The sequence below is a fragment of the Marinobacter confluentis genome, from assembly GCF_004785685.1.
Classification (GTDB): Bacteria; Pseudomonadota; Gammaproteobacteria; order Pseudomonadales; family Oleiphilaceae; genus Marinobacter; species Marinobacter confluentis.
This window is the reverse complement of sequence record NZ_SRPF01000001.1, coordinates 434,562-446,387: the sequence shown is the minus strand read 5'-3', so window position 1 is coordinate 446,387 and position 11,826 is coordinate 434,562. Positions and strand designations below refer to the sequence as shown.

General features: G+C 56.7%; 9 protein-coding genes. 3 read left to right on the top strand and 6 right to left on the bottom strand.

The features are described 5' to 3' along the window. Positions 1–101: 101 nt before the first annotated feature. Positions 102–1,109: a type I glyceraldehyde-3-phosphate dehydrogenase gene (gene gap, locus E5Q11_RS02115; RefSeq protein ID WP_135801748.1), complete on the top strand. Its 1,008-nt coding sequence runs from the start codon at positions 102–104 to the stop codon at positions 1,107–1,109. A 72-nt stretch (positions 1,110–1,181) separates the two neighbouring features. Then, a complete protein-coding gene (gene pyk, locus E5Q11_RS02110; protein ID WP_135801747.1) occupies positions 1,182–2,630 on the top strand; it encodes a pyruvate kinase in 1,449 nt (482 codons plus the stop codon). A 183-nt stretch (positions 2,631–2,813) separates the two neighbouring features. Here the strand turns inward: pyk and E5Q11_RS02105 are convergent, their stop codons facing one another. The 3 genes from E5Q11_RS02105 to zwf are packed head-to-tail and all read right to left on the bottom strand — an operon-like array spanning position 2,814 to position 5,643. Further along, on the bottom strand, positions 2,814–3,461 hold the full coding sequence (locus E5Q11_RS02105) for a bifunctional 4-hydroxy-2-oxoglutarate aldolase/2-dehydro-3-deoxy-phosphogluconate aldolase (RefSeq protein WP_135801746.1): 648 nt from the start codon (positions 3,459–3,461) through the stop codon (positions 2,814–2,816). Next, the gene (gene pgl / locus E5Q11_RS02100; protein WP_318527268.1) at positions 3,462–4,181 is read right to left on the bottom strand and encodes a 6-phosphogluconolactonase; all 720 of its coding nucleotides are present in this window, start codon (positions 4,179–4,181) and stop codon (positions 3,462–3,464) included. Next, the gene (gene zwf, locus E5Q11_RS02095) at positions 4,168–5,643 is read right to left on the bottom strand and encodes a glucose-6-phosphate dehydrogenase (RefSeq protein ID WP_135801745.1); all 1,476 of its coding nucleotides are present in this window, start codon (positions 5,641–5,643) and stop codon (positions 4,168–4,170) included. The genes pgl and zwf overlap by 14 nt, the downstream gene beginning before the upstream one ends. Positions 5,644–5,858: 215 nt before the next feature. On the opposite strand from zwf, the gene E5Q11_RS02090 reads away from it, so the two are divergent. Then, the gene (locus tag E5Q11_RS02090; RefSeq protein WP_135801744.1) at positions 5,859–6,728 is read left to right on the top strand and encodes a MurR/RpiR family transcriptional regulator; all 870 of its coding nucleotides are present in this window, start codon (positions 5,859–5,861) and stop codon (positions 6,726–6,728) included. A gap of 80 nt (positions 6,729–6,808) precedes the next feature. Here E5Q11_RS02090 and E5Q11_RS02085 read toward each other — a convergent pair whose 3' ends face one another. The 3 genes from E5Q11_RS02085 to lon all read right to left on the bottom strand — a co-directional run bounded on the left by E5Q11_RS02085 (position 6,809) and on the right by lon (position 11,760). Beyond that, the gene (locus E5Q11_RS02085; protein ID WP_135801743.1) at positions 6,809–8,659 is read right to left on the bottom strand and encodes a SurA N-terminal domain-containing protein; all 1,851 of its coding nucleotides are present in this window, start codon (positions 8,657–8,659) and stop codon (positions 6,809–6,811) included. Between the two features lie 171 nt (positions 8,660–8,830). After that, the gene (locus E5Q11_RS02080) at positions 8,831–9,103 is read right to left on the bottom strand and encodes an HU family DNA-binding protein (protein WP_135801742.1); all 273 of its coding nucleotides are present in this window, start codon (positions 9,101–9,103) and stop codon (positions 8,831–8,833) included. A 239-nt stretch (positions 9,104–9,342) separates the two neighbouring features. Then, positions 9,343–11,760 carry an endopeptidase La gene (gene lon, locus E5Q11_RS02075; RefSeq protein WP_135801741.1) on the bottom strand — a complete coding sequence of 806 codons (2,418 nt, stop codon included), beginning with the start codon at positions 11,758–11,760 and terminating at the stop codon, positions 9,343–9,345. Positions 11,761–11,826 lie beyond the last annotated feature (66 nt).

Below are 11,826 nucleotides of genomic sequence, written 5' to 3'. Positions count from 1 at the left end.
CTACGAACACCGAACAATGTTCATTTATTCGTTTATTGTTGTTATATTTACTACATAAATAGACAAAGCGAACAATAAACAAACAGATTTGGAGCCAGACTATGACCATTCGGATCGCAATTAACGGTTTTGGCCGCATTGGCCGCAACGTACTCCGCGCGCTTTACGAAAATGACTACCGCGGCAAGATGCAGGTTGTGGCCATCAACGACCTGGGCGATGCAGAAACCAACGCCCACCTGCTTAAGTACGACAGCGTGCACGGCCGCTTTAATGGCATTGTAAACCACGATGACGAGTCGCTGTCGGTCAACGGTGACCGGATCGGCATTACCGCCATCCGCAATCCTGAAGAACTCCCCTGGAAAGACTACCACGTCGACGTGGTGTTCGAATGCACCGGGCTGTTCACTTCCCGGGCCAAGGCTGAAGGCCACCTGAAAGCTGGCGCCAGGAAAGTCATTATTTCCGCGCCCTCACCGGACGCGGATGCCATGATCGTTTACGGTGTCAACGATGGAATACTGACGTCAGACCATCACATCATTTCCAATGCCTCCTGCACCACCAACTGTCTGGCGCCGGTGGTTGAAGCCCTGCACAACAGGATCGGCATCGAAAGCGGGCTGATGACCACGATCCATTCCTACACCAATGACCAGAAGCTGAGCGATGTCTATCATTCAGATCTCTACCGGGCACGGTCTGCCACCCAGTCGATGATTCCGACGAAAACCGGCGCGGCGGCGTCTATTGGTAAAGTCATTCCGGAACTGGCAGGTAAGTTTGACGGCCTGGCCGTACGCGTGCCCACCATCAACGTATCGCTGGTGGATTTCGGCTTCATTGCCAGCCGCGACACCACCGTTGAAGAAATCAACGAAGCTGTCAGAGCCGCTGCCGAGAACAGTCCGGTACTGGGGTATAATGCGGAAAAACTGGTCAGTGTGGACTTCAACCACAATGCCCTTTCCAGCATATTCGACGCCAACCACACCCGGGCCATGGGACGTCACGCAAAAGTCATGGCCTGGTATGACAATGAATGGGGCTTCTCCAATCGCATGCTCGATAATGCCCTTGCACTTATGTCTAAGGCGAGCCAGTAATTCTGGCCGCCTACGGTATTGTCCCGGTATGCTCCCGGAAGCCTTCACAGTCAATAAAAAGGAACAGGAACCATGCTCAGGCGCACCAAGATCGTTGCCACACTCGGCCCCGCTACCGATTCACCGGAATCCCTTTCAGCCATTATTGCGGCTGGCGTGGACGTTACCCGACTGAACTTTTCCCATGGCAGCGCGGAAGATCACATGGAGCGCGCCCGCCGGGTGCGTGAAAGTGCGAAAGCCAACGGGCGCTTTGTTGCTCTGCTGGCTGACCTGCAGGGACCAAAGCTGCGGGTAGCCCGGTTTGCCGAAAACAAGGTCACCCTGAAAGCCGGCCAGACCTTCGTTCTCGACGCTGCCATGGACAAGGAAGCGGGTAATGATGAGCGTGTTGGCATTGATTACGAACAGCTGATCAAGGACGTAAAAACCGGCGATATCCTGGTGCTGGACGACGGCCGCATCGAGATGGAAGTAGAGTCGGTGGACAACACCAGCATTACCTCCCGGGTTCTGATCGGCGGCCCCCTGTCCAACAACAAGGGCCTGAACAAACGCGGCGGCGGACTGTCTGCCGAAGCCCTGACAGAGAAAGACAAACAGGACATCAAGACCGCTGCGCGGCTGGGCGCGGACTACGTGGCTGTCTCCTTTGTTCGCACTGCCGAGGACATGCACGTCGCCCGTCGCCTGCTGAAAGAAGCCGGTTCCGAAGCCAGGCTGGTGGCCAAGATCGAGCGGGCTGAACTGGCCCACGACAACGCCGCCCTGGACGCGGTCATTGAAGCCTCCGACGCGGTCATGGTCGCCCGCGGTGACCTGGCGGTGGAAATCGGCGATGCTGAACTGGTGGGCGTCCAGAAGCACATCATCAACCGCGCCCGGGCGCTCAACAGGGTGGTCATCACCGCGACCCAGATGATGGAATCGATGATCGAAAACCCGATGCCTACCCGTGCCGAGGTTTCCGACGTGGCCAATGCAGTCATGGACTATACCGATGCGGTGATGCTGTCAGCGGAAACCGCCGTTGGCGATTACCCCACCGAAGCGGTGCAGGCGATGGTGCGGATCTGTATCGGGGCGGAAAAGCAGCCCTCGATGCATCAGTCCAAACACCGGATTCACGAAAGCATGGAGCATGTTGACGAGGCAATCGCCCTGTCAGCCATGTATGCGGCCAATCACCTGGAAGGTGTGACGTCGATTATCTGCATGTCTGAAACCGGCGCTACGCCCCTGCTGATGTCCCGCATCAAATCGAGCCTGCCGATTTTCACCTTCTCGCGCCACCACTCTACCCAGCACCGGGTGACCATGTTCCGCGGTGTGCAGACGGTGCCGTTTGATTCGGAGCGCATTGCGCCGGAAGAAACCAACGCCCGGGCGGTGGATGAGCTTGTGCGAATGGGAGCGGTGAAGGATGGCGATCTGGTGGTGATCACCAAGGGCGATTACGTAAATGCCCAGGGTGGCACCAACACCATGAAGATTGTTCGGGTTGGTACGGATATTCGGTAGCCTGCTGAGTTCGGGAGTTGCCCTCCGTTGCGTAGCCTGCGGGTGTAGTGCCTTGAGGCTTCGGGGCGGGGCTTCCCAAAAACGCTGCAAGCCCATCCGTGGGCGCTTGGGCTCCGCCATCCCTGGCTCCGCACATTTTGGGAAGCCCCGCCCCGCAGCCTCTGTTTAGACCTATCAGATATCTCAGAGGTCAGCCAGACTCCCCCGAACAATCTCTGAAATCCCGTCCCAGTCGCCAGCAGCGACCAGACCGCCCGGTGTCAGCCAGGTACCCCCGACGGCCGTGACGTTTTTGAGGGCCAGATAGTCCCGGGCCGTATCACGCCGGATACCACCGGTTGGGCAGAAGGTAACATCCGGGAAGGGTCCGGCGAAGGCCTTCAGGGCGGGAATACCGCCGGAGACTTCGGCCGGGAAGAATTTGAATTCCCGGTAACCCAGGTTATGGCCGATCATCAGCTCGGAAATGGTCGAAATTCCGGGCAGCAATGTCGCTTCTGAAGTTACTCCGAATTCCAGAATCGCCTCAGTAACTCCTGGGGTGATCACGAACTGCGCGCCCGCCGATTCGACCTGGCGGTACTGGGCAATGCTGGTGACGGTACCCGCCCCTACCCAGGCTTCGGGGATGGCCTCCCTGATCTGTTCAATGGCCTTGATGCCATGGGGCGTGCGCAGGGTAATTTCCAGGACGCGAATCCCACCGTCGACCAGGGCCCGGCACAAAGGCAGGGCATGGTCCGGATGGTTGATGGTGATCACTGGAATCAGTGGTGAGGCATTCAGAACGGCGCGAACCCGATCGCGGTGGTAATCAGACAGTTGGTTCATTCAGGCGCTCCAGTAGATCTGCAGACCCGGCTTGAGGAAAGCCCGAATGGGCATTTCGCGAACGTTGCCAGTATTGCTGCAGGCCGCCTGCAGGGTTTCAAGTTTGTCTTCACCTTTGATATGCAGCGCTGTCAATCCGGCCTGTTTCAGCGCCCTTAAGGTCAGGCTGATTCGTTGTTGGGCCTGGGAGGGTGGCGTCATCGGGGACACAACCTCATCTGACTGATCGTCCAGAGCAAGTTCAAGTTCCGGGGCATCCGGAAACAGTGACGCTGTGTGGCCATCGGTCCCCATGCCCAGAATCAGCACATCCAGTGGAAACTGCACATCAGCCAGAGCGGCTTTCACTGCGGCCAGTCCGTCTGCCGGCGTCGCTCCCGGCTGTTTCAGGGACAGGTAAGTGGCCTCGGAGGCCGGGCCCTGGAGCAGGTGCTGTTTTACCAGGCGGGTGTTGCTGGTCTCGTCATCTTCAGGCACCCAGCGCTCGTCGGCCAGTAGCACGTTGATTCTCGCCCAATCCAGCGGCTTTTGTCGCAAAGCCTCAAAAAATGGCACAGGCGTTGACCCGCCAGATACCACCAGGCTTGCCCGTGGAGCCACCAGCAGCCGCTCAGACAGGTGTTCCGCCACCGCATCTGCAAGCACCAGCGCAGCATCTTCGGGTGTATCGTAGAAGGCAGCACTCACCCCTTCTGGCAGATTCAGATCATGCATCTTCATACCAGCTCCTCCCGTCGCGTGTGATCATCGCGATTGACGCCACCGGGCCCCAGGTTCCGGCCGCGTAACGCTTGGGGGGCTGACCGCTGTCATCCCAGTTACGGATGATCCGATCCACCCATTGCCAGGCATGCTCCACCTCATCCCGGCGTACAAACAGATACTGGTTGCCTTTCATGATTTCCCAAAGCAGACGTTCATAGGCATCCGGTATTCGATCGGTTTCAAAGGTTTCCGAGAAAGTCAGCTCCAACGGTCCCTGCCTCAGCCGCATGCCCTTATCCAGCCCCTGGTCCTTGGTCAGGATCTGCAGGGACATGCCTTCATCCGGCTGCAGGCGGATGATCAGTTTGTTGTTGGCCAGGTGCTTCTGGTCCGGATCAAAGATGTAATGCGGGGCCGGTTTGAAGTGAATAATGATCTGGGACAGCTTTTCTGGCAGGCGTTTGCCAGTGCGAATGTAGAAAGGTACTCCGGACCAGCGCCAGTTTTCAATTTCCGCTTTCAGCGCCACGAAGGTTTCCGTCTTGCTGCCACGGGCGGCGCCGTCCTCTTCCAGGTAACCCGGCACCGGCCTTCCGCCACTGGTGCCCGCCGTGTATTGCCCGCGAACCACATGGGTATCCATCATGTCCGGCGTTACTTCACGCAGGGCCTTGAGCACTTTGACTTTCTCGTTCCGGATACTGTCTGCCGAAAGATCAGAGGGCGGATCCATGGCGATCAGGCACAGCAGCTGCAGCAAGTGGTTCTGGACCATATCCCGGATCTGACCTGCCTTGTCGAAATAGCCCCACCGACCCTCGATACCAACGCTCTCAGCCACCGAAATTTCCACATGGGAGATATGATTCTGATCCCACTGGGAGGCAAACAGGTTGTTGGCAAAGCGCAGGGCAATCAGGTTCTGAACCGTTTCCTTGCCCAGGTAGTGGTCGATACGGAACAGCTGGTTCTCGTTATATACCTCGCCCAGTTCATCGTTGATGACCTTTGACGACGCAAGGTCATGGCCGATCGGTTTCTCAACCACCACCCGGGTATTGTGATCGCAGCAGTCACTACTGCGCAGGTTGCGGGCAATTTCACCATACATGGCCGGTGGCGTGGCCATGTAAACCACCAGATGGCTGGGGTCGGTGCTGCGCCACTCGTTCAGCGCCGCAAAGCCATCCAGATCACTGAAATCGAGGCAGTGATAGTCAACGCGCTGCAGGAAGCCGCGAGCGACATCCGCATCGAATTCTTGCGGCTTCACATGCTCCCGAAGTCTGTTCAGCAGTAACTCACGCACCGACCCGGTGTCCGCTTCACGACGAGCAATGGCGAGAATGCGACTTTTCGGATGCAGCAGCCCTGCTCGCTCAAGCTGATAAAGTGCAGGAAACAGTTTGCGCTGCGCCAGATCGCCAAGTGCGCCAAACATCATCAGATCACAGCGGGTTTCTTCACGATCAACCATCGGCTTCCAATCTCCCTGATTCCCCGTTGCGCAGTGCCTGCCTCGCGGTTTACGGCGGCTTCGGTAGTAATTTTATCAAAATAATGACAGCAAGTACCGGCCATTCCAAGGCCCTGATCGATGGAATGATAGGTTTACTACCCTATTGAGTATCTAAACACGCTATAATCGCGACAATTTCGACACAAAGCCCAACAGCTTCAGGAGCGCCCTCGATGGCTGGCAATAAAATACAGCGCGATGACAACCTGCTGGAAGACATCAAGAACCGACTTGAAACCCTGAACAAATCCGAGCGAAAAGTCGCAGAGGCCATTCTGCGTGACCCTACCGCCGCCACGCGTTACAGCATTGCAGCGCTTGCCCGTGCCGCAGACGTCAGCGAACCTACAGTAAACCGTTTCTGCCGCGGCTTCTCTGCGACCGGATTTCCAGATTTCAAGATTCGCCTGGCCCAGAGTATCGCCACGGGTACGCCCTATGTCGGGCAGAACATCGAACCCGACGACTCGGTGGATGAGTTCTCTGACAAAATCATGCTGAGCACCATCGCCAACCTGGAAAAGACCCGGCAATCTCTGGACCCGGGCGCGCTGGCCAGAGCAATCGACCACCTGATTCAGGCCAAGCAGATTCATTTTTTCGGTATGGGCGGATCCGCTCCTGTAGCCATGGATGCCCAACACAAATTTTTCCGCTTCAATATCCCGGTGAGTTTCTATGATGATCCGCTGATGCAGCGGATGGTGGCGGCAGGCAGTTCAACCGGTGATGTGATCGTGCTCATCTCCAACACCGGCCGCACCCTCGAGACCATTGAGATTGCGCAGCACGCCAGAGCCACCGGCGCAACGGTGATTGGCATTACCACACCTGACTCTCCACTGGCGGAGGTCTGCACCATCGTTGTTGGCGTGACAGCGCCGGAGGACACGGAAGTTTATATGCCCATGACCTCGAGAATCATTCACCTGACAGTGATTGATATTCTTGCCACCGGCGTCACCCTGAAGCGGGGCAAGGATTTTCTCGATCACCTGAAAAAGATCAAGGAAAGCCTGCGGCCCACCCGAATACCCAGATAGCCCCTCTTTACGATCTGGCTTTGCCCCTCGAGCAGGCAAAAAAAAGCACCCAAAGGGTGCTTTTTTTATCAGGGCTTTTATCAAAGCCTTTCGATTTCGGCCCGGTTTCTCAGGTAATCCTGGTAAGCCTGATATTCCTGCTGGCCACCGATGGTCGCCAGAAAATCACGGACCTGCTGGAATTCATCGCTTTCGCGGTCAATGTCACCTTCGTTCACTGCATCAAGCGCGATGATGGTGGCGCCATCAGCTGTCACTTCGGCGCCATAGACCGAACCATCGTCAGGGCGTCCGAGCGAGAACACTCGCGACAACAATGCCGGGCTGAGCGTGGATACGTTACGCCCCTCATCGGTGTAAGTTGTCCATTCGCCCAGATCCAGTGACGCTGGGTCAGTGCCGGATTCCAGGTCAGCTACAAGCGACTCCGCCCGCTCCCGGAGCGCTTCAATGGTTTTCTGCCGGGTCAGGGTGTCGCGAATGTCAGACTCGACATCTTCCAGCGGACGCTGGCGAGCTTCGTTGTATTGTGCAACGCGAGCGACCACCGACATGTTATCCCCCACATCAATCAGCTCGGTGTTGAAACCGTCGTCAAGCACATCCTCGGAGAACAGCTGGCGCACAAGTCCGGCATGATCAAAAGGTGGCTCCCCGCCTTCCCGGGTAATACCTTCTTTCGAGCGAACCTCAAGTCCTAGCTCCTGTGCCGGCTCTTCCAGATTGTCTGCTGAATAGGCACGATCCTGCAGATCTGTGCGGACCTCGGCGAAGCGCTCGTTGGCGCGGCTGCGAGCCAGATCACGGCGCAACTGATCCTCCAGCTCCGCAAGAGGTGGCACCGCAGACCTGCGGATGTCTGTCACCTGGATCAGGTGTACACCGAAACTGGTTGATACCGGCTCTGATATCTCGCCTTCCTCAAGGTTGAACATGGCTTCTTCGAAGGCTGGATCATAGACATCGCGGCCCGCGTAGCCCAGATCACCACCCTGCTCTGCAGAGACGGTATCTATTGAATACTCCTTCGCCAGGTCGGCAAAGGATTCACCGGCGTCCAGGCGCTCCCGAATGGTCTCCATGGTCGCTTCGGCGTCAGAGCCATCCTCGATAAGAATATGCGAAGCCTTACGCTCTTCCCGCGCCAGATCAGAGGCCCGGTCTTCGTAATAGGCCTGAAGTTCCTGATCCGTGACCTCGATGGTTTCCGCCAGAGCCTCAAGGGACAGGACAATGTAGCGAGCATCTACCTGCTCCGGCAGTTGGTAATCCGCGGCATTTTCTTCGTAGTAGCTGGCGACTTCGTCATCACTGACGCTGACCTGATCGGCGACGGCTGAGTCGGAAAGCGTCACCGTGCGAAAGTCACGAGTCTGATTCTGAATGGCCAACAGACGCGCGGCGTTCTGGCCGGCCGAGACGCCGCTCTGGGCAATACCCGTGCGAATCTGGTTGATGACATACTGGCGACGCATGGTTTCGCGAAACTCACCCACGCCCATACCCATGTTCCGGACACTGGCGACAAAACGATCACTGTTGAATACGCCGTCCACCTGGAATTGCGGCATCTGGGTAATCAGCGCATCTATGTCGGCGTCTGAAAGGGCCAGACCCTGCTCAGTTGCATCCTGGGTCAGCACCTTCTGCTGGATCAGGGATTCAAGCACGTCGCGGCGAATCCTGTCTTCGTCCAGCAGTGACTGGTCCGGACGCTCCATCTGGGACAGACGGCGCTGGCTCTCAAGCTGAACCACCCGCATGAACTCCCGCTCGGTGATTTCTTCGCCATTGACCGTGGCCACTTCCGGCTCACCGGAAAACCCGCCAATGATGGCATCCATCCCCCAGATCGACAGTGAAACTATCAGAAGACCAATGATGATTTTGGCAATCGTGCCCTGGGAATTTTCCCGAATATCTTGAAGCATGTTTCTCCCGGATCCCTGATCAGTGTCGGTTAGGGTCACTTAACGTAAAAAGGCGCATCCGGTCAGGAATGCGCCTTGGAATTCTTTCGGAGCCACCTGCCGTCGGAACAGACCCGCTGGCGGGCGGCTCCGGCAACAACCATGACGGCTGCTGCCAGATGAAAGAGTCCGTTATTTAACGGCGTCTTTCAGGGCCTTACCTGCCTTGAAACCAGGCACTTTAGAGGCCGGAATCTTGATTTCTGCACCAGTCTGCGGGTTGCGGCCGGTACGTGCAGCGCGTTCCTTGACAGAGAAAGTGCCAAAGCCGATCAGAGTAACCTGATCACCTTTTTTCAGTGCACCTGTAATGGAGGAAGTCATTGAATCCAGAGCGCGACCTGCTGCGGCTTTGGAGATGTCTGCGGATTCTGCAATTGCGTCGATTAGTTCGGACTTGTTCACACTAAACCCCTTCGATTCTAGGTTGAAGATGTTGTAGGTTGGTTTTGTTGTTTCCTGGATTTTTCCGACTATCGCATAAGCGGTCAGAGAATTCCATTCTTCGCTTTTATTATTCCTTTCGGCTTGTCACCGCTATTCGGAATAGGCTTAAACTGCGCGGGAGCCCTTGATATTGGCTGCTTCACGGCGAAACAGTTATACCAATGGGCTCTCTAGGCTGTCAACAACACAGCACGTGTTTAATGTGTATTTATGCGCTCCGAAGCATCGCTGTCGTCATCCCTCTTGCCGGATGATCCCGCCTCAGCCACCGATTCTTCCGCGGCCGGACCTGGCGGATACGCCAGTGCAATATCCAGCACTTCGTCGATCCATTTGGCCGGGCGGATATCCAGAGACTCTTTGATATTATCCGGTATCTCCTTGAGATCCCTGACGTTTTCATCGGGGATGATGACCGTCTTGATGCCGCCACGATGGGCTGCCAACAGCTTTTCCTTCAGGCCGCCGATGGGCAGAACCCGCCCTCTCAGAGTGATCTCACCGGTCATAGCCACGTCCGCCCTGACCGGAATCTGGGTCAGCGCAGAAACCAGCGCAGTGCACATACCAATACCGGCGCTGGGGCCATCTTTTGGCGTTGCACCTTCTGGCACATGCACATGCAGATCGTATTTTTCGTGGAAATCATCTTTGATACCCAGCCCCAGAGCACGGCTTCTGACCACCGTCAGGGCGGCCTGAATGGACTCCTGCATAACGTCACCCAGGGAACCGGTTTTCACGACCCGGCCTTTGCCTTTGGTCAGCGCACACTCCAGGGTCAGCAGCTCGCCACCGACCTGGGTCCAGGCCAGGCCGGTAACCTGGCCGATCTGGTTCTTCTCTTCTGCCAGGCCGTATTTGAACTTCTTGACGCCTGAATAATCGTCCAGCAGTTCCGGGGTGAGCTCTACAGAGGCCTTGTCGCCGCTTTCCACATGATTCCTGACCACCTTCCGGCAGATCTTGGCAATCTCGCGCTCAAGTCCGCGTACGCCCGCCTCACGGGTGTAGTAACGGATCAGGTCCCGCAGGGTTGCTTCAGGCAGCACCAGCTCATCCTTGCGCAGACCATTGGCCTTGATCTGTTTTGGTAACAGATACTTCAGCGCAATGTTCACTTTTTCATCCTCGGTATAACCGGGGATGCGGATGATTTCCATACGGTCCAGCAGCGCCGGTGGAATGTCCATGGAGTTGGAGGTACACACGAACATCACGTCAGACAGGTCGTAATCCACTTCCAGGTAGTGATCATTGAACGTGTGGTTCTGTTCCGGGTCCAGCACTTCCAGCAGCGCCGACGCCGGGTCGCCGCGGTGATCCATGCCCATCTTGTCGATTTCATCGAACAGGAACAGCGGATTCTTCACCCCTACCTTGGAAAGCTTCTGCAGCAGCTTGCCAGGAAGCGCCCCTATATAGGTCTTGCGGTGGCCGCGGATTTCCGCTTCGTCACGGACGCCGCCAAGGGCCATACGGGTGTACTTGCGGTTGGTGGCCCGGGCAATGGACTGGCCCAGGGACGTTTTACCCACGCCAGGCGGTCCCACCAGACACAAAACGGGGCCTTTCACTTTCTTGACCCGGCTCTGCACGGCCAGGTATTCCAGAATGCGTTTCTTGACCTCGTCCAGTCCGTAGTGATCTTCGTCCAGAATCTCTCGGGCCTTTTCGATGTTATGACGAACACGGCTGCGCTTCTTCCAGGGCACCGACAGCATCCAGTCAATGTAACCACGGACCACCGTGGCTTCCGCCGACATGGGCGACATCATCTTGAGCTTGTTCAGCTCGGTCTCGGTTTTCTTGCGGGCTTCCTCCGGAAGGCTGGCTTCTTCCAGCTTCTGCTCCAGCTCCTCGAAGTCGTTATTGCCTTCACCCAGGCTGCCCATCTCCTTCTGGATAGCCTTCATCTGTTCATTCAGGTAATACTCACGCTGGCTGCGTTCCATCTGCTTTTTCACGCGGCCACGAATACGCTTTTCGACTTCGATCAGGTCGATCTCGCCGTCCAGTTTGCCGAGCAGCAGGTCCACCCGCTTACGAATATTCAGGGCTTCCAGCAGCTCCTGTTTTTCCGGAATCTTCAGCTCGAGGTGAGCCGCCATGGTATCGGCCAGGCGCTCAAGTTCGGTAATGCCCGTCAGCGAACTGGAGACCTCAGACGGCACTTTACGGGAAAGCTTGACGTATTTTTCAAACTCATCCATCAGGGTCTTGACCAGAACTTCCTGCTCACGCTCGGGCAGGGCCTCTTCTTCGATCAGCATGGCATGACCCGCCAGATAATCGACTTCGGTGATGTCGCTGATGGTCGCCCGGGCATTGCCTTCGACCAGCACCTTCACGGTGCCGTCGGGAAGACGCAACATCTGTAGCACGGTTGCCAGGGTGCCCATATCAAAGACGTCGCCGGCACCTGGTTCATCAGTGGATGCGTCTTTCTGGGCAACCAGCAGGATTTCCTTACTGCCGTCCATTGCCGCCTCAAGCGCCTGAATGGACTTCTCGCGCCCAACAAACAATGGCACAACCATGTGCGGGAACACCACCACATCACGAAGTGGCAACAGCGGGTATTCTTGCACAGTTTCTTCTGGTATCAGGGTCATAGAAAATCCTCTGACGGTGTTTTATTCAGCATACCACCCTTCTTTGGGGCGACAGCAGAAAATGCA

Excerpts from the sequence above, each read along its gene's own strand:
- gap (WP_135801748.1), top strand. The coding sequence starts at position 102 with ATGACCATTCGGATCGCAATTAACGGTTTTGGCCGCATTGGCCGCAAC.
- pyk (WP_135801747.1), top strand. The coding sequence starts at position 1,182 with ATGCTCAGGCGCACCAAGATCGTTGCCACACTCGGCCCCGCTACCGAT.
- E5Q11_RS02105 (WP_135801746.1), bottom strand. The coding sequence starts at position 3,461 with ATGAACCAACTGTCTGATTACCACCGCGATCGGGTTCGCGCCGTTCTG.
- pgl (WP_318527268.1), bottom strand. The coding sequence starts at position 4,181 with ATGAAGATGCATGATCTGAATCTGCCAGAAGGGGTGAGTGCTGCCTTC.
- zwf (WP_135801745.1), bottom strand. The coding sequence starts at position 5,643 with ATGGTTGATCGTGAAGAAACCCGCTGTGATCTGATGATGTTTGGCGCA.
- E5Q11_RS02090 (WP_135801744.1), top strand. The coding sequence starts at position 5,859 with ATGGCTGGCAATAAAATACAGCGCGATGACAACCTGCTGGAAGACATC.
- E5Q11_RS02085 (WP_135801743.1), bottom strand. The coding sequence starts at position 8,659 with ATGCTTCAAGATATTCGGGAAAATTCCCAGGGCACGATTGCCAAAATC.
- lon (WP_135801741.1), bottom strand. The coding sequence starts at position 11,760 with ATGACCCTGATACCAGAAGAAACTGTGCAAGAATACCCGCTGTTGCCA.